This window comes from Lacticaseibacillus salsurivasis (genome assembly GCF_036246225.1).
Lineage (GTDB): Bacteria > Bacillota > Bacilli > Lactobacillales > Lactobacillaceae > Lacticaseibacillus > Lacticaseibacillus salsurivasis.
In genome coordinates, this window is sequence record NZ_BTTP01000002.1 from 161,094 (window position 1) to 178,904 (window position 17,811).

The following is a 17,811-nucleotide window of genomic DNA, read 5'->3' on the forward strand; positions in this document are numbered from 1 at the left end:
GGAGGCTTGATCCGAATGGCAGTGACAATACGTGATGTGGCTCGTGAGGCAGAGGTGTCAGTGGCGACCGTTTCTCGAGTGATAAACAATAAAGGCTACTTGAGTCCTGAGGCAATTAGCAAAGTGAAAGAGGCGATGAGAAGACTAAATTATCAACCAAATACTGCCGCCAGAAGCCTTCAAGGCAAACCGTCAAACACGATTGGGGTCATCTTGCCCTCCTTAGACAATCTGCTTTATTCAGAGTTATTTGAAAGGCTTGAAGATGAACTGAGTACTAGACATTTTCAAACGCTCTTATGTACCAGCAAGAACAACTCAACGAAAGAGGAAGAGTACTTCAAGCTTCTGAAAAGCAATCAGGTCGATGGCATCATCACTGGCTCGCATTCGGATTTTATGATTGCTCACGGTAATGCCAATTATCCGATTGTGTCTTTTGACCGTCAGATTTCCAAAGAGATTCCGACTGTTAAAAGTGACAACCTGGCTGGCGGCAAGGCAATTGCAAGAAAAATCATCGCCCAGGGGGCAAAGAATGTGTTGATTCTTTCCGGCAGTAAGGAAGACTTTTACCCGATCAATGATCGCGTGACGGGGATGCTTTCTATCTTTAATCAATCTGGGACCGAAGTGACAACGTCTTCTCTCGAGTTTGAGAGCTCTTTGGCATTAAAGAAGATGTTGGTGGGGCAGTTGATTGTCAGCCGTGAATATGACGCCATTTGTTGTACGGATGATGTCACCGCAATCTTGGTCAAGACGTGTGCGGATGCCATGGATTATCGGCCAGTGATCACTGGATACGATGGATCCACCTTTGTTCGTACATTTTTCCCGACATTGTTGACTGTGCAACAACCTTTGAAGGAAATGGCTGAGTTGATGGTGGAACTGGTGATTGAGCGTATCAAGTCACCCAAAACGAAGCTGAAATCTAACTACACCTTTCCCGTCAAAACGAGTCGCGTTCAACGAAATGCTTAAAACTATTATTCCGTTTAGTTACTGATTTGTATGTGATTCAAATCAAACTTCAACGACAAAAAGCGTCCGCTCAAAAGAACGGACGCTCGCTTCAGTAGAATGCTTAGTTGCTCAGGTCCTCGCCATTATTGGCAATGACCTTCTTGTACCAGTAGAACGAGTCCTTCGGGTACCGGTTCAGGGTGCCTTCGCCTTTGTCATCGCGGTCGACATAGACGAAGCCGTACCGTTTGCGCATTTCGCCGGTCCCAGCGGAGACCAGGTCAATGCAGCCCCACATGGTGTAGCCCATCAGGTCGACCCCGTCGATGGTGACGGCGTCGCGCATGGAGGCCAGGTTCTGCTGCAGGTATTCGATGCGGTAATCATCGTGAATTTTGTGGTCGGCGGTGATTTCGTCGGCCCAGCCAATGCCGTTTTCGACAATCCAAAGCGGCTTGTGGTAGCGGTCGTGGAGGTTGTTCAGCGCGATGCGCAAGATCTGCGGATCGGTGGCCCAGCCCCAAGCGTTGGTCTTCAGGTAGGGGTTCTTGACGCCGGTGACGAAATTACCACCGTCTTTGCCGTCGACGTCATGGGTGGTGACGGTGCTGGAGCCATAACAGGAGAAGCTCAAGAAGTCGGCTGGGTAGTGGGCCAAAAGCTCGTAATCTTCTGGGGTATCATCCAGCTTGATGCCGTCGCGTTCATACTTTTTGATGCGGTAAGCCGGGTAGTGGCCGCCGGTTTGTACGTCGGCGTAGAAGTACGTATTTTGCATATCCACTTGCGCCTTGAGTTGGTCGTTCGGATCAGCGGTTAGGGCGTAAAGGGGACCATAGGCCAACATCTGGCCGACTTGCACGCTCGGGTCGATTTTATGTGCGGCCCGCACGGAGAGGGCGCTAGCGACGAACTGGTTATGGGCGCCTTGGGCTTTAGTTTGTTCAGTGGCGTTGATAATGCCGCCGCCCATGTAGCCGCTCATTTCCATCATGTTGATTTCGTTGAAGGTGAGGTAGTAGTGCACCTTACCTTTGTAGCGCTTGATGACCGTGGTGGCGTACTTCACGAACAGGTCGATCAGCTTGCGGTCGGCCCAGCCGTTGTACTTGATCGCCAGGTGCAGCGGGGTTTCATAGTGGGACAAGGTGACCAGGGGCTCGATGTTGTACTTTTTGCATTCATCGAAGACGTTATCGTAGAACTGCAGGCCTGCTTCATTTGGCTGCGCATCGTCCCCATTTGGGAAAATGCGGGCCCAGTTCATGCTCAGGCGGAAGACTTTGAAGCCCATTTCGCCCATCAGCTTGATGTCTTCCTTGTAGTGGTGATAGAAGTCGGTGGCAGTGTGGCTTGGATAGTATTCGTCATCAAGCACGGCCGGTTCAGCACCTTCTGGGACTTGGCGATAGCTGTCACCAAAGCCAAATGGGGTGGATCCGGTTTCGCCGGTGGTGGGATTCTTCCAGGTGACGCGGCGCGGCTGGGCCACGGCGCCATTGGTCATGACGTCCGCGGTGCTCAGGCCTTTACCGCCTTCAAGGTAGCCACCTTCGTATTGGTTGGCGGCAGTGGCGCCGCCCCAGAGAAAATTATCGTCAAATGCCATGGAAAAACTCCTTTCATCGTGCGTTTTTAGTCAAGTATTGTCGCTCGCTTCAGGCTGTTCACTAGGGAAAAAGGCCCAAGTAGGCGGCTGACTTTTTAATTATAGCGCAAAGCATACGCTTCTAGTAAGCGGATACAATTCGAATAGGCTTATAGCATAATCTGGCCAGCACTTATTGTCGTACCCTCGCAAAAGCAAAATCGTGATTAACATTATTTAATTGCCGCTTTTATACACAAAAGCCCACTCTTTTTTAATCAACGGTATGGTTTAATAAAACCTGAACCTAGATTGGGAGGAAGTAAACATGAAATTGAACAAGGCCAAAACCTGGTGGGTAGCAGGTGGCAGTCTGCTGGTCGTCATTTTAATCATCATCGGGGTCTTTTGGTTCCGCGGCCATCAGCGCCAAGCCGACGCCGATGCCCAAGTAACCAAGGCACTGAAGCAAGGCCAGCAGCTAGACACTAAAATTACCAAGCACTGGGCGCAAAAGAACGTTTATGTGACCGCCAGTACGACTAACCAAGCGGTGACGGCACTGAACAAAAATGCCGCGAACCTGACCCAAACCGTCGATACGTACAGAGATAAGGCCCCGCATGCGGTGGCCAAAAAAATCACGTCATTCGACGCTGCGGCCACTAAGCGAACCCAGGCGTTAAAGCGTTTGACGCGAGCCACCAAAGCGACGGTTGCGGTCAATGGGTTGACGAAACCGCAAGCCTTGAAAGGCAAATCGGTAAACGATGAGGCCGTGATCAAAGCTAGTGCCACAGCGGCTAAAATCAAAAAGGCCACGAAACTGGTAAATGTCAGCAACAAGACTTTGAAGCAGACCTTAACGTCCGTTTTGACGACTTGCACGGCCCAGCTGAAAGAACGAGAGGCACTCGTTGCCGCTACCGCTAAAGTGGCGACCGATGGCAAGCTCAAGGCTGGCGTTGGCCTGGAGGCGTTAACCGCCTATCAAGCCTTCATCAAAGGGATGACCTATCCCAAGCTGGCTGCGGGCCAGGCTGATTTAACCGCTGCGGTGGCAAAGGCCATTGCGAATACCAACATCAAGGGCATCTCGCTGACGGAGTTGCAGCGCCGCATTTTCTACATCTACTCGGATGGCAAGGCGGCGGATGCGGCCTATATCGAAACCAATGATGGCCTCAGCGCGTTTAAAGGCGACCACTATCAGGCGTCAGTCTGGGGCATTTACCTTTCTGGTTACGGCCTGTCGACCCGGGAGCTGGCCGACTTTGACGTGGCGGCCAATGGTGATTACACCATGAAGCATGGCTTTGATACGATTAAACACGGCAATGTGCTCAAGGATGTCTCCGCCGCGCAGCTCAAAACGGTGCGGGCTGATGTCACCAAAGGCATTGAGCCGAAAAAGCGCGCCTTGACGGCGATTTTCCCCAGCGCCAAAGCCTTCTACGACTGGGCGCTGACTCAGGTGACCGCGCCAGATGCGGCGCCAGATGAGCTTAAGAGCAATGTGTCGGCTGAGTTTAGTTCAGTGGACTCGGATGACTTGGTCACCGTGGATGCCCAATATGATGTCTCCTTTAACTACAGCAATGGCCCAGACGGTGATCCGTCGATTGGCCACTTTGGCCGCATTATTTTGGCCAAGGACGGCACGGTTTATAGCGGCTTACCTGGCGGTGTGCTGGGCCAGGATACGAGCTTGACCATGGCTGTGATGCAGAAACAGTACGGTAATCAATAGGCTATCCATCCGGCTAAAGATGGCCGACCTTCACAGCCTGCGCTTTTTGCTTGGCACCGGCGCCAGGCCTATAATGAAAACCATCAACCAAAAAGAAGGCCATTGCATGAAAATTGAAGAAGGCTACATGCCGTTTCACGGCTATCAGACTTATTACCGCATTGTCGGCGAACGCACGCCAGGTAAGGCGCCACTGCTGCTGATTCACGGCGGGCCGGGGTCATCGCATAACTATTTTGAATTGATGGACGACTATGCCAAAACCGGCCGCCAGCTGATTATGTATGATCAGGTCGGCTGCGGGAAGTCGTCGCTGCCAGAAGACGAAAGCGTCTATGTCCGTGAAACCTGGCGCGAAGAGCTGGTGGCGCTGCGGGAATATTTGCACTTAGATGAAGTCCACATGCTGGGCCAGTCTTGGGGCGGGATGCTGGAGATGTACTATCTCACCACGCTGGATCCTCAAGGCATCAAGTCCGTGATGATCGATGGTTCGCCTTCGTCCATTAAGTTGTGGATTGCCGAGCAGCATCGCCTGATCAGCTATCTCAGCTATGAGGATCGGAAGGCGATTGCCGAAGCCGAGCGCACCGGCGATTTCACCAACCCTAAGTACCTGGCGGCCAACGACCGCTACATGGAGCGCTACTGCTGGGATGATCCGGATGAAAATTCCCCAGAACCACTGCGCCGGCCAACGAATGGCAAACGCGCCAGCTTGATTACTGAAGGCCCGAATGAATTCACCGAAAATGGCACGATTTCTGACTTTGAAGTCACCGCTGACCTGCACAAGATCCATGTGCCAGTGTTAGTGACCAACGGCACGGATGATCTGTGCACGCCGCTGATTGCCAAAACCGTTTACGACCATATCCCCGGCGCCAAGTGGCATTTGTTCGCCAACAGTCGGCATTTGGCCTTGCTTGATCAGCATGATGAATTTATCTCGGTGCTCGACCAGTGGCTCAACGCCAACGACTAACCCAAAACGCGACCGAGCCATAATTTAGAGTCACGTTCGCATCACGACTATTCCAGTACAGTACGAGCCAAAATGCGACGCCCTGGCCGGATAAGCCAAACGACCTGCAAAACCGGCTAAGTTCGCCGGTTTTACAGGTCGTTTGGCTTGTCCTCTGGGCTAAAACCGCATTTTGTCTCAGCCTCACTTTTTAGAAGCCGGTGCGATTGTAATACCACAAGTACCGCTGTCCGGTAGGTGTCTGAGTGATTTTGGTCACACTGGTGTTCTCGGGTTCGGGCAGCGTCATCGGGTTCTTGGGCTGTAGCACCGCCAGCGCCGCGGCTTTCACCGTGAAGCCGTGGGTGACCACGATGACTTGCTGGTCAGGCCGCGCGGCAGTCACGGCGGTCATGAATTGCGCCATGCGGGCCACCACGGCGGCAAAAGGCTCACTGCCTTGAGCAACTTCGCTGTAGGCAGGGAGCACATCATGCAGCGTGTGATCGTACAAGGCGGGGTATCGCCGCTCTAGCGCATGATTGTTTTGGCCGTCCCATGCGCCATACGAAATCTCCAGTAGCCGTCGATCTTCAAGCACCGGCAGCTGGGCGTGGGCATTCAAAATGCTCGCCGTTTCCCGGGTGCGCTGCAGCGGACTAACGTAAAGCACATCCGCAAAGGCGATGGGAAACGCTGCGGCTAACCGTGCGGCCTGCTGCCGGCCGGCTTGCGTCAGGTGGGTACGATCATCATCGATGAGGCCTTGTTTGATGAATTGCGTGTTCGCCCAGGTTTGGCCGTGGCGAATCAAATAAAAAGTGGTCATAGTTGCCTCCGCAAAAATCGTCTGCTTGTATTATCGCACACCGGTATACTAAGGTTAACGAAGAAAGCAGGTGCAAGATGACGTTAGCTTTTACTTTGGCTGGGGAGCCGCAAAACGCAGCGCCCATGGCTGCCTATATGAAAAATCGCTTTGTTTTCCTTGGTGTCAAAACGCCGGCGCGAACGGCGCAAGCAGCGCCCCTGCTGAAACGAAGCTTAGCCACGCCTTGGCCTGAGGTACTGGCCTGGATCCATGAGCTCTATGCGCGGCCCGAACGCGAATATCAATACGTGGCGATTGCTTTAGCCCAGCGCAATGTCAAGCGGCTGACCCTGACCGAGCTACAGGCGATGAAGCCATTGGTGACGCAAAAGGCCTGGTGGGACAGCGTCGATGCCTGGCGTAAGGTGTACGGGACGTTTGTTGATCACCAGCCTGGCACTAAGCAAACGGTGTTTGACTGGTTCGAATCAAGCGCTGATTTCTGGGACCGGCGCGTGGCGATCACCTTGCAGCTGATGAGCAAAAACGCCACCGACCGCAGACTGTTGACTGCCGCTATTACCCGTGACCGCGAAACCGATGAATTTTTTATTCAAAAAGCGATTGGTTGGGCTTTGCGGCAGTACAGTAAAACGGATTCGGCTTGGGTGGCGGCATTTATTGACCAAAATCAGCTAAGCGCCTTGGCCACGCGGGAAGCCGCCAAGTATTTAACCACGGCCGGCTTGCCTTCCACCAGAAAATTGCCGATACTAAAGACAATCGATAGGGAGTGATGATGTGAGTCTGAAAAAGTGGAATACGATTTTTGTGATTGCGGTGCCGGTGGGGGCATTTGCGATTTTCTGGCTGATTCGGCTAGTGTTTGGCGCCCATGTGCGGCTGGTGGCTTGGGTGGCACTATTTGCCTGGCTGATTGGGTCGCAGTGGTGGCAAAGTCGCACCTTAGGCGTCCGCACGCAGGCGCTCAAGGATATGTGGGGCTTGGCCGACCAGCGGCAGTTGACCGCTGAAGATTTGCATCAGCTGGCGCCGCAGTATTCGACGGCCCAACTGCAGCAAACGGCTGGCCAGCGACCGCAGTTCTTGCCGCGGCCGCAAGTGGTTGCGCAAATCACCGCCGCCTTAAAGCAAAAGTCGGCAGTCAAGAAGCACCACCGTAAGTAGGAGGCAGCGCATGAAACCTGACCGGAAAGAAAAACGGATCATGGCCACGAAACTCAAATGGGCCCACTGGTTGGGCTTGGCGGCAGCGGCCTTGTTTGTGGTGGCAGCGGTGGTGGCTTGGTACCGCCACCATGGCTTTTATGCCATCCTGTTTGCCTGTTTCGCCGTGGCAGAATTATTGATTCAGTACCGCTTCATGCGGGCTGAACGCTGAATGGAGTCGGCAGATGGCGAGAATGAGTAAGCATAGCGTGCGCCAAAATAATGAGAAAAATGTGCTCCAGGCGGTCATCAATGACGGCCCGATTGCCCGCAGCCAAGTGGCCAAGGCCTTAAAGCTCAACAAAGTCACGGTTTCGGATATTTTTAGCCAGCTGTTGGATGAGGGCTATCTTGAAGTGGTGGGTAGCGGGGAAGGCTCCCAGGCTGGGGGTCGCAAACCCACGCTGCATCGGTTCAATCCCCATTATGGCTATGTGATCAGCTTTGACTTGGGTTTTCACGCCACCGATATGATGGTGACCACCTTAACTGGGCAAGTGCTCCACAGTGCGAATTTCTGGGGCGAAGGAGCGCCGATTGCCGAGCGGCTGGCTTTCATGGTGCAGCAAGTGCAGGCCTTTCAGGAAGCCAGCGCTGGGCAGACCTTGCACGGCTTATTAGGCGTGGCCATTGGTGTGCACGGCATCGTCAATCACAATCAGGTGGTGGATTCACCGTTTATGGCCCTGGATGGCATTGAGCTGGCGCCATATTTTGAGCAAGCCCTGGCGGTGCCGGTGGTGCTTGAAAACGAAGCCAACCTGGCCGCACTGTATGCCCGGGACTTTACCGAACTCGCCGCGGCCCAGCAGGATCTGGTGGCGCTGAGTATTCACAAAGGCATCGGGGCCGGGGTCGTCATTGATGGCCAGCTGTTCCGCGGCGCTAATGGTGGCGCCGGCGAAGTGGGCCGCGCCTTGGCACCAAACGACCAAGGCCAGCTGGTGAAAATTGAAACCCTCTGCTCCGAAGATGCGGTGCTGGCGCAGCTGGCTACGGTCTACGGTCATGCGCTCAAGGCCGAGGAAATCGCGAGCTTAACCAAAACAGCCACCCCAGCAGTGCAGGCGGTGCTCGCCCAATTCGTCATGCGCCTGACGTTGGTGATTCACAATTTGGTGGCCAGTTACGATCCCAAAATTGTCGTCATTAATTCGCAACTGATTGCGGCTAATCCTGACTTACTTACTGACCTCACTCGGGCGCTGACGGCGGCCGGGCATGCGGTGCCGCTGACTTTGGGCGAGGCCGGTGAGCATGCGATTACGCTTGGCGGCACGACGTTGATTGTGCATCAGGTGCTGGGGTTAGGCAGCCGCCAGTTGCATTTTTAGCTTGCAAGCACTCTCAAAAAAGGGTTGACGCCACTCCCGGCTGGTGGTACTTTTGTCCCGTAGTTAGTAAGTTATATAAACAAACTAAACGGAGGCTTTTTGATGTATAAGCAAAGTTATTTTCCGAATGTGGACAGTATCAAGTACCTTGGCCCCACCAGCCTGAAATCGGCCCTGGGCTTTCAGTATTACAACCCAGATGAACTCGTCGGGGGCAAGAAGATGCGCGACCAGTTGAAGTTTGCGGTGGCCTTCTGGCACACCTTTGACCAGCAGCTAGTGGATCCTTTTGGTGATGGCACCGCGCAGCGGCCGTATTCAGAATTCACCGGTATGGACCTGGCCAAAGCGCGGGTGGAAGCCGCGTTTGAATTCTTCGACAAGCTCGGCGTGGACTATTTCTGCTTCCATGACCGTGACATTGCGCCAGAAGGGGACACGCTGCGGGAAACCAACAAGAACCTCGATGAAATTTTGGATATGATTACTGATTATCAGAAGACTTCTGGCAAAAAGGTGCTGTGGAACACGGCCAACATGTTCACCAACCCGCGGTTCGTGGCTGGGGCCGCGTCTTCACCATTTGCAGATGTGTTTGCTTATGCTGCGGCGCAGGTCAAGAAAGGCCTGGAAACGGCTAAGCGCGTTGGCGCTTCAAACTATGTGTTCTGGGGCGGGCGTGAAGGCTACGAATCCCTGCTGAACACCGATATGAAGCGGGAACAGGATCACCTGGGCCAGTTCTTCAACTTGGCCGCGGATTACGCCAAGGAAATCGGCTTTGATGGTCAGCTACTGCTGGAACCCAAGCCGAAGGAACCAATGACGCATCAATATGATTTTGACGCTGCCACCACCATTAACTTCATGAAGACTTATGGCCTGGCTGGCACCTACAAGCTGAATTTGGAAGGCAACCATGCCAATTTGGCAGGGCATTCCTATCAGCACGAAATCCGCACTGCCCGCGAAGCCGGTTTGTTGGGTTCGCTGGATGCCAACCAAGGCGATGAGCTGATTGGCTGGGATATCGACGAATTCCCATCTAATTTGTACGAAACCACCTTGGCCATGTACGAAGTTTTGAAGAACGGCGGCCCACACAAAGGCGGCTTGAACTTCGATGCCAAGCCGCGGCGCTCCTCATTTGAAGCCGAAGATATGTTCTACTCGCATATTGTCGGCATGGATAGCTTTGCCGCTGGCCTGCGGGTGGCGCAAAAGCTGATTGATGATCATGTCTTCGAAGATGTGATTGCGGACCGTTACAGTAGCTACGAATCTGGGATTGGCGCCACGATTGAAAATGGCACGGCGACCTTCCAGAGCCTGGAAGCTGACGTCATCGACAAGCCGCAAAGTGACTTGATTGCAGCGACGCATTCCGGCCACTTAGAACAGCTCAAGGACACGCTCAATCATTACATCATTCAGACGTTGAAGTAACGGAGGGTCGATATGGCAACAGTGATTGGTGTGGATTTAGGCACCAGTGCCGTCAAAGTGCTGTTAGTGGCGCAAAATGGCGAAACGCTCGCCACCGCCAGTGCCGCTTATCCCTTGCAGCAGCCGCAACCTGGGTTCAGTGAGCAAGAGCCAGAAGACTGGTTTCGCGGGGTGAAAACGGCCTTGCAGAAGCTGCACCAGCAGTCTGGCGTAGATTTTAGCCAGGTGGCAGGATTAAGCTTTTCCGGCCAAATGCATGGGCTGGTGCTGCTGTCCGCTTCCATACGGCCGCTGCGCCCAGCGATTTTGTGGAATGATACCCGCACCACGGCGGAAGTCGAGCAGATTCAGCAGACCATGGGCGATGACTTTATCGCCATCACCCGCAACCGGGCGCTGGAAGGCTTCACCTTACCGAAGCTGCTGTGGGTCCAAAAGCACGAGCCTGAGCACTTCGCTGCTGCAAAAGTTTTCCTGCTACCCAAGGATTATGTGCGCTACCGCATGACCGGGCAGGTGGGACTGGATTATTCCGATGCCGCAGGGACGGTGATGCTCGACGAAAGCACCCGGCAGTGGTCCACGACGATTTTGCAGACCTTTGGCATTCCCGCTAGCATGTGCCCGCCACTGGTAGAAGCCACTGCTTGTGTCGGCACCTTAACCGCCGACTTTGCAGCGGCGGTGGGCTTGCCCCAAACCGTGAAGGTCTTTGCTGGCGGCGCCGATAATGCCTGCGGAGCGGTTGGGGCTGGGGTGCTCAGCGCTGACCAATTGATGCTAAGCATTGGGACCTCTGGCGTGGTTTCGACTTTTGAGCCGGACCCCACCACGACCTACCACGGGCAGCTGCACTACTTTGATCATGTGGTGCCAGGCCAGCACTACTCCATGGGCGTCACCTTGGCGGCGGGGCACAGCTTGAATTGGTTCAAGCACACCTTTGCCGCAGATGAGGATTTCACCAGCCTAGTGGCCAGCGCCGCGGCCTCGAAGCCTGGCGCGAACGGCTTGCTGTTCACGCCATATCTGGTCGGGGAGCGCACGCCTTATGCGGATGCCAAAATCCGCGGTAGTTTCATCGGGATTGATAGTCGCCAGACCCGGGCGGATTTTGTGCGGGCGGTGCTGGAAGGTATCACCTTCTCTTTCCGCGATTTGCTGGGGCTATACCAAGCCAGCGGACGGCAGTTTGCTTCGGCCATTACGATTGGCGGCGGGGCGCAAAGCCCACTGTGGCTGCAGATCCAAGCCGATATTCTCAACTTGAAGATTGTCAGTTTGGCCACTAATCAAGGGCCAGGGCTAGGCGCGGCGATGATTGCGGCAGTCGGCTTGGGTTGGTATGCCGATTTTAAGGCCTGCGCGGCAAATTTCGTGCAGGTGGCAGCGACTTATGAACCAGACCCAGCGGCTGTACGCAGCTATGACCGGTACTATCAGCTGTATCATCAGGTCTACGAGGCGACGGCCAGTTTGACGGCTGGTTTGTTGGCAGCTGAGGAATAATCGCAAAAGCCGTCCACCGCAGGACGGCTTTTGCTTAGCTGGCAGCACAGAAAGGAACACGCAATGACAGTTACTATGAAACGCTATGGCGCACTGAAAGGTGAGCCCTTGTATGAAATCACGTTGGTGAACCATCAAGGGATGACCGTTGACCTGCTGAATTACGGCGCGACGCTGGAACGGGTGCGGGTACCAGCCGGCAGTCAGCTGGTTGATGTCATTTTGCATCTCGCGCAGCCGAGTGATTACAGTGAGGCACGTAATCTGCTCGGCGGGACAGTCGGGCGCATCATCGCGCGCGTGCCAGGCCACACTTGGCACTGCGGTGAGGCGCCAGTAACCCTGCCGGCCAATGAAGGGGCCAACACGATTCATGGCGGTCCCGATGGTCTGGATATGCAGGCCTGGAATTTAGCATACCGCGAAGGCCCAGCCGCTGATCGGGTGACCTTCACTTTAGTGGATTTTGCCGGCCACAACGGCTTCCCTGGCAACGTGAAAACCACGGTGAGCTACATGTTGGATGATCATAACCGGCTGACCTATGCCTTAACCGCGGAATCGGATCAAATGACCTTGTTTAACGCGACGAATCATGTGTATTTTGCTTTGGACGGTCCGGATTCGACGGTGGATCAAACCACGCTACAACTGGCCAGCGATTACTACGGCCCACTGGCAGCCAATCATTTGCCTAGTGGCTGGGCGTCGGTGACAGGGACGCCCTTTGACTTCCGTCGGCCCCAGCGGCTAGGCGAGGTGATGCCGCAGGTGCTTGGCGGGGCAGGGCTGGATCATCCGTTCTTGCTCAAACAAGACCAAGCTGCCACCTTAACTGGAGCGTCAGGACGGGCTGTTACCATGACCACTAGCGCGCCGGCGGTGGTGGTCTACACGGGCAATCATTGGGATGAGGCGCAAGGCGTGGCGGCCCACTTGCGGCGCCACAGCGGTGTGACGTTGGAAGCCCAAGTCGCCCCGCCGAGTGGTCAAGATTGGTCGGCCATCACCTTAATGCCGGGTGATCCGTATCAGTTGCAAACGACCTGGCAATTTAAGTTCTAAGCCTGACAAAAGGCCAAGTGCGGCGCTTCATCGCCGCACTTGGCCTTTTGATTCGCGTTACTTTTTCCGTTTTTTCAGCAGTTCGGCTAAGGCGGAAATATCCTTGGCTGAAGTTTGCGTATCATTCAAATGCAGATGCGGGAAGCTCTTCAGCCAGCGCCGCTGACTCCAACTGAGTTTCGGCAAAGTGGCCTGGGCGCCCAAGTTGCGGCGATAGTCAGCTAACCAGCGCGGCTCGTCTTGGCTCAGCTTGGCGGTAGCAGTGTCGACTTGCGTGATCAGTTCCTGCTTCTTGGTGTCGATGGCATCGCCGATGCGCTTGGTGGCAGCGCCAAAGGCCAGCACGTTCGCGAGACTGAAGCCGAAGTCAAACATGAAGAGCGCCAGCATCACAATCGCGGCAAAAATGCCATAGCGCACATCGAGGCGCGTGACAAAATGGGCAACCACCGGATGGACGAACTTGATGACTAAAACCACCCCGACGCCCCAGAAAGCCGAGATGGGCAGCGCCACCCGGCCATTCAGGTTGAGCGGGATGTTGGAATAATCCCACCAGCGGGCGTGGAAGAGTTTTTCCATCAGCCAGGAAGTGACATATTCAATCACCGTGATCACGAGTGCGGAAAGCAAGTACAGCAGCACCAGATTATGGGCAAAAGGCTGGACCAAGGCCAGCACGGCAGTAATGCTGAAGCCGTAAACCGGAATGACAGGGCCGGCCAGGAAGCCCGAATTGGTCCACTGCCGCTTTTTAACGCTGACATAGCCACTTTCCCAGAGCCAGCCGACGAAGGCGTAGGCAAAAAAGTAAAGCACCCACAAAGTGAAGGTTTGTTCAAATTCAGTCGCGGTCATCGGCCTCGCCTCCTTGCCTCATACTCTAGCACAACCGTGAAGGGCAAGGCTAGGCGTTTAGGGCCTGGAGCAAGGTGCTGGCCACTGCTTTCGGGCTCCAAGGGTTTTGCCCAGTGATGAGCTGGCCATCCTTGACCGCAAACGGCTTGAATGCCCGCCGCTTTTCAAATAACGCCCCGCGGCTGGCGGCCACTTGCTCATTCAAAAATGGCACCAGGTTGCGTTTACCCGAAAGTATCTCTTCCTGAGTGGTGAAACCGGTAATGTGCTTACCCTCAATCAGATAGTGGCCAGTTTCATCGCGTAAGTTAAGCAGCCCCGCAATCCCGTGGCAAACCGAAGTGACATACCCGCCGTGCTGGTAGATTTGCTGGGCAATGGTTTGTAAGGCGGCGTTTTCGGGAAAATCAAACATCACGCCATGACCGCCAGTATAGTAAATCGCGGCGTAATCGAGGGGGTTGATCACGCCTGGCGCCAAGCTGTTGGCCAAGGCGCGCTGTTGAAAGTCGGGCTGGTGATACCGCGCAAAAGCGGCCTCATCGGCATACTTCATGCCGCGGGGATCGAGCGGCACATACCCGCCGTGCGGACTCACATAATCGACCTCATATTGTGGGATAACGGCGTCAACAAACTCCGTCGCTTCACCCAACCACAGCCCCGTTGCTTCCGGTTTCTTGACGAACCGAGTGGTATTGGTTAAGACAACAAGGATTTTTTTCAAGTTATTCCCTCCCAAAAGTGGTTATCTGGGAATAGTTTAACACAAAACATGAAAGCGGTTTATCGGGCTGCGGAGTGTGGCCGTATTTTGCTAGGCTAAGCGCTCGAGCGTTGGCCACCCGTAGCGCGACTACAGGCGGCGAGGCCATCACGCGATGCCTCGCATTTCCCTTTTAATAACAACCCCGGTATACTGAAAGCGGTTAATTAATTGTGCAATACGAAAGGAAGAATCCTAATGAAATCAGCAAATATTGTCCTGATCGGCGACGGCGCGATTGGCTCCAGTTATGCTTTCAACTGTTTGATCACTGGGGTCGGCAAAAGCATTGGTATCATCGACGTCAATATGACGCGGGTGCAAGGGGATGTGGAAGATTTGAGCGACGCCTTGCCTTATGTCGCTCAAAAAAATATTTATGCCGCGAATTATGCCGACTGCGAATATGCCGACATCGTGGTGATCACCGCTGGTGTGGCGCAAAAGCCAGGCGAAACGCGGCTTCAGCTCCTAGCTAAAAACGCCAAAATCATCACTGACATCACCAACAACATTATGGCCAACCATTTTGACGGCATCATTTTGGTGGCCAGCAACCCAGTCGATGTATTGACCGAGCTGGTGCTGCGGCTTTCCGGCCTGCCGCGCAATCGGGTGCTCGGCTCAGGCACGGCGCTGGACAGTGCCCGGCTGCGGTCTGAAATTGGTCGCCGGTACAACATCGATGTCCGCACGGTGCATGCCTATATCATGGGTGAACACGGTGATTCGGAATTTCCAGTGTGGGATTATGCCACAGTTGGCGGCCAGCCGCTGTGCGATTTTGTGCCGAAAGCCCAGCAGGACCAGGACTTCGCCACCATTAGCGAGCGCGTCAAGACGGCGGCGTATTCCATCATTGAAAAGAAAGGCGCCACCTTCTACGGCATCGCGGCCAGTCTGACGCGGCTGACCGCGGCGGTGCTAAACGATGACCATGCCGCGTTTGCGATGTCGGTGCACCTCGATGGTGAATATGGCCTGCATGATGTTTCGATTGGGGTCCCGGTGCTGCTGGGCGGCAACGGGCTGGATCGCATCTTGCAACTGGACTTGAACCCGGCCGACCTCAAGCGGCTGCAAGACTCTGCCCAAGTGCTGAAGGACAATTTGCAGACCGTGCTTTAATGCAGTAGGCTAGGCGGTATCACGTACTGGAAAGGACCCGTATGCAAACTGCCGAAGAAATCTTCAACGCCATTCAAGCCGATGAGCAAAACGCTGACTACACTGCCGCGGGCGTGAAGCCACTGTACAAAGCGCCGGCCACGGCCGAGCTGCTGATTATCAGCCAAGCCCCAAGTCGCAAGGCGCAGGAAACCGAATCATTTTGGAACGACCCTAGTGGTGATCGTTTGCGGGCGTGGATGGGCGTAACGCCGGAAGAGTTTTATCAGTCAGGTAAAATCGGCATTTTGCCGCTTGATTTCTACTACCCTGGCAAGGCTAAATCTGGCGATTTACCGCCGCGCAAAGGCTTTGCGGAAAAATGGCACGAACCGATCTTGGCGCTCATGCCACATGTGCAGTTGACGCTGCTGATTGGCATGTATGCCCAGCGCTATTACTTGGGCAAGCGGCGACAAAAAACGTTGACCGCCACGGTCGAACATTATCAAGACTATCTGCCGCAATACCTGCCGCTGGTGCATCCGTCACCGCTGAATTACGGCTGGTTCCGGCGCAATCCTTGGTTTGATGAACAAGTGGTACCCGATTTGCAAAAACGGGTGCGGGCGCTGCTGTAAGCTCGCGCTGATGGCGAAGACAAAAGAAGACCCAGCCGATTTTTCGACTGGGTTTTTGCGTTACAGTTGCGCTTGATGGCTCCCTTGATGGAACCACTTGCTGACGAGCGGCCGGTTCAGTAGCATCAGCGGCACCAGCAGAATCAGCGCCAAAATCCCGCAAGCCGGGAAGCCCCACAGCCCGCCGGCAATGTCCATCACCGTGCCGACATACAGCGAGCCAATCGGCGTGCTGCCTTGGTTGAGCAGCACATAGACGCTCATGATGCGGCCGCGCAATTCATTGGGAATGTTGAATTGGAAAGACGCATTGGACTGGTTGAGGAAAATCATGTTGCAAAAGCCAATCAGCACCATCACCACCATGGCCAGCGGGTAGTTGCGCACGAACAGCATCCCGGCTTGCAGCGTCGCAGTGCCGATGCCCACCCATAAGTAGATGTTGCGTTGGAGCCCAAAGCGCGAAAGGTAGCTCATCAAAAAGGCAGCGATTAACGAGCCCACCCCGGTTGCCGAAAGCAAATTAGCGTAAGTTTGAGCGCCGCCGTGAAACACGGTTTTGGCCATGATGGGGATAATGACATTGTTGTTGAAATTCAAGGTGCAAACAATCAGCATCAGCTCGGCCGACAGGCGCACGGCCTGATGCGACCAGACATAAGCGAGGCCTTCCTTGAGATCGGTCCAGACTTTGCGGTGGGAGTGGGAGGCCACCACGTGGTCTTGGTGAATCAGAAACAGCCCAAGCAAAACCGCTAAATAGGAAATGGCATCGACCAAAAAGCAAAAGCCAACGGAATATTGCGCCATCAAGAGGCCCGCCAGCGAAGGCCCGGCGATTTTGGCCAGGTTGAAAATGGTGGAATTCAGGGAAATGCCGTTCATCAGATTCTTTTGCCCAACCAGTTCCACCACAAAGGATTGCCGGGTGGGGGTGTCAAAGGCCTGAAAGCAGCCATACAGAAAGGCAATCAGGAGAATGTGCCAGTACTGGACCGTGTTGGTGTAGACGAGCACGGTCATCAGCGCCCCTAGTAACAGGAAGGCCGCTTGCGTAACAATCAAAATCGTCCGCTTGGAAAAACGGTCAATTAAGGTCCCAGCAACCAGCGTCAGCCCTAAAATCGGGATAAATTGGAAGGCTGATAGCAGCCCGACCTTGAACGCGGACCGGGTCATTTCATACACGAGCCAGGTTTGCGCCGTGCGTTGCACCCAAGTCCCCATGGTGGAGACACACTGGCCGAGCCAAAAATAACGAAAATTTCGTTCACTAAGCGAGGAAAACATGCTGCGCAGGACGTTCATTGGGGTCACGGCTTTCATCAAAATCAATCTGGTTTCATTTTTGAGCAACCCGGAACCGATGTCAATCACGCAGAGCGCGGTGTCATTTGTCAAGCAATTAGCACTCGCTGAAATAAAGTGCTAATTTTTTGACGCGGCGGGGCAGTTTTGGACTATAATAGCTTTGTACTCAAGTAAGAAAACAATGGAGGTAATGATCATGGCAGCAGATCCTGAAAAGACTTTGGTGCTTGATGAACCAATGAACGCGGTGTTTGATTGGAGCGATGATGAAACCCCAGTTCGTGACGCATTGTGGGATTACTATATGGAGAACAACAACCACAATACCATTGAGACCGAAGAGACGATGAAGCCACTGCTTGACCAAAGCGATGACGAAATCAAGGCCTTGGCTGAGAAGTTGCTGAAGAAGTAATTTAACATCAAGTACTGCAAAAAGGGGCCGCGTGGCTTCTTTTTTTT

The 17,811-nt window shown here is 54.2% G+C and carries 18 protein-coding genes; 13 read left to right on the forward strand and 5 right to left on the reverse strand.

From position 1 onward, the window contains the following. Positions 1 to 15 precede the first annotated feature (15 nt). On the forward strand, positions 16 to 987 hold the full coding sequence (locus tag AAA927_RS03050) for a LacI family DNA-binding transcriptional regulator (protein ID WP_338215601.1): 972 nt from the start codon (positions 16 to 18) through the stop codon (positions 985 to 987). A 103-nt stretch (positions 988 to 1,090) separates the two neighbouring features. Here the strand turns inward: AAA927_RS03050 and AAA927_RS03055 are convergent, their stop codons facing one another. Continuing rightward, entirely contained in the window at positions 1,091 to 2,578 is a 1,488-nt protein-coding gene (locus tag AAA927_RS03055; protein ID WP_338215603.1) for a glycoside hydrolase family 1 protein, read from the reverse strand. A gap of 307 nt (positions 2,579 to 2,885) precedes the next feature. On the opposite strand from AAA927_RS03055, the gene AAA927_RS03060 reads away from it, so the two are divergent. Both AAA927_RS03060 and pepI read left to right on the forward strand, forming a co-directional pair. Then, on the forward strand, positions 2,886 to 4,307 hold the full coding sequence (locus tag AAA927_RS03060; RefSeq protein WP_338215605.1) for a hypothetical protein: 1,422 nt from the start codon (positions 2,886 to 2,888) through the stop codon (positions 4,305 to 4,307). A gap of 106 nt (positions 4,308 to 4,413) precedes the next feature. Beyond that, a complete protein-coding gene (gene pepI / locus AAA927_RS03065) occupies positions 4,414 to 5,292 on the forward strand; it encodes a proline iminopeptidase (RefSeq protein ID WP_338215607.1) in 879 nt (292 codons plus the stop codon). Positions 5,293 to 5,482: 190 nt separating this feature from the next. Here the strand turns inward: pepI and AAA927_RS03070 are convergent, their stop codons facing one another. After that, positions 5,483 to 6,100, reverse strand: coding sequence for a histidine phosphatase family protein (locus AAA927_RS03070; protein WP_338215609.1), 618 nt, complete (start codon positions 6,098 to 6,100; stop codon positions 5,483 to 5,485). A 77-nt stretch (positions 6,101 to 6,177) separates the two neighbouring features. Between AAA927_RS03070 and AAA927_RS03075 the strand changes: the two genes are divergently transcribed. The 7 genes from AAA927_RS03075 to AAA927_RS03105 all read left to right on the forward strand — a co-directional run bounded on the left by AAA927_RS03075 (position 6,178) and on the right by AAA927_RS03105 (position 12,666). Then, positions 6,178 to 6,879 carry a DNA alkylation repair protein gene (locus AAA927_RS03075; RefSeq protein WP_338215612.1) on the forward strand — a complete coding sequence of 234 codons (702 nt, stop codon included), beginning with the start codon at positions 6,178 to 6,180 and terminating at the stop codon, positions 6,877 to 6,879. A 4-nt stretch (positions 6,880 to 6,883) separates the two neighbouring features. Next, positions 6,884 to 7,270 carry a hypothetical protein gene (locus tag AAA927_RS03080; RefSeq protein WP_338215614.1) on the forward strand — a complete coding sequence of 129 codons (387 nt, stop codon included), beginning with the start codon at positions 6,884 to 6,886 and terminating at the stop codon, positions 7,268 to 7,270. A gap of 10 nt (positions 7,271 to 7,280) precedes the next feature. Further along, the gene (locus AAA927_RS03085; protein WP_204117767.1) at positions 7,281 to 7,484 is read left to right on the forward strand and encodes a hypothetical protein; all 204 of its coding nucleotides are present in this window, start codon (positions 7,281 to 7,283) and stop codon (positions 7,482 to 7,484) included. A gap of 13 nt (positions 7,485 to 7,497) precedes the next feature. Further along, positions 7,498 to 8,646 (forward strand): ROK family protein, encoded by a 1,149-nt coding sequence (locus tag AAA927_RS03090; RefSeq protein WP_338215617.1) that lies wholly within the window; start codon positions 7,498 to 7,500, stop codon positions 8,644 to 8,646. Between the two features lie 102 nt (positions 8,647 to 8,748). Continuing rightward, complete coding sequence (gene xylA / locus AAA927_RS03095; protein ID WP_338215620.1) at positions 8,749 to 10,092, forward strand: xylose isomerase; 1,344 nt, start codon at positions 8,749 to 8,751, stop codon at positions 10,090 to 10,092. Between the two features lie 12 nt (positions 10,093 to 10,104). After that, positions 10,105 to 11,601 (forward strand): xylulokinase, encoded by a 1,497-nt coding sequence (gene xylB, locus AAA927_RS03100; protein ID WP_338215622.1) that lies wholly within the window; start codon positions 10,105 to 10,107, stop codon positions 11,599 to 11,601. A 63-nt stretch (positions 11,602 to 11,664) separates the two neighbouring features. Continuing rightward, positions 11,665 to 12,666, forward strand: a complete 1,002-nt coding sequence (locus tag AAA927_RS03105; protein WP_338215624.1) for an aldose epimerase family protein — start codon at positions 11,665 to 11,667, stop codon at positions 12,664 to 12,666. Positions 12,667 to 12,723: 57 nt separating this feature from the next. Here the strand turns inward: AAA927_RS03105 and AAA927_RS03110 are convergent, their stop codons facing one another. Both AAA927_RS03110 and AAA927_RS03115 read right to left on the reverse strand, forming a co-directional pair. Beyond that, on the reverse strand, positions 12,724 to 13,524 hold the full coding sequence (locus AAA927_RS03110) for a putative ABC transporter permease (RefSeq protein WP_338215626.1): 801 nt from the start codon (positions 13,522 to 13,524) through the stop codon (positions 12,724 to 12,726). A gap of 49 nt (positions 13,525 to 13,573) precedes the next feature. Then, entirely contained in the window at positions 13,574 to 14,251 is a 678-nt protein-coding gene (locus AAA927_RS03115) for a type 1 glutamine amidotransferase domain-containing protein (protein WP_338215628.1), read from the reverse strand. Positions 14,252 to 14,488: 237 nt separating this feature from the next. Between AAA927_RS03115 and AAA927_RS03120 the strand changes: the two genes are divergently transcribed. Both AAA927_RS03120 and AAA927_RS03125 read left to right on the forward strand, forming a co-directional pair. Next, on the forward strand, positions 14,489 to 15,418 hold the full coding sequence (locus AAA927_RS03120) for an L-lactate dehydrogenase (protein WP_125579233.1): 930 nt from the start codon (positions 14,489 to 14,491) through the stop codon (positions 15,416 to 15,418). A gap of 41 nt (positions 15,419 to 15,459) precedes the next feature. Beyond that, positions 15,460 to 16,038 (forward strand): uracil-DNA glycosylase family protein, encoded by a 579-nt coding sequence (locus AAA927_RS03125; RefSeq protein WP_338215632.1) that lies wholly within the window; start codon positions 15,460 to 15,462, stop codon positions 16,036 to 16,038. A 60-nt stretch (positions 16,039 to 16,098) separates the two neighbouring features. Here AAA927_RS03125 and AAA927_RS03130 read toward each other — a convergent pair whose 3' ends face one another. Then, positions 16,099 to 17,346 carry an MFS transporter gene (locus tag AAA927_RS03130; protein ID WP_338215768.1) on the reverse strand — a complete coding sequence of 416 codons (1,248 nt, stop codon included), beginning with the start codon at positions 17,344 to 17,346 and terminating at the stop codon, positions 16,099 to 16,101. Between the two features lie 196 nt (positions 17,347 to 17,542). Between AAA927_RS03130 and AAA927_RS03135 the strand changes: the two genes are divergently transcribed. Beyond that, on the forward strand, positions 17,543 to 17,764 hold the full coding sequence (locus AAA927_RS03135) for a P8 family protein (protein ID WP_125579367.1): 222 nt from the start codon (positions 17,543 to 17,545) through the stop codon (positions 17,762 to 17,764). Positions 17,765 to 17,811 lie beyond the last annotated feature (47 nt).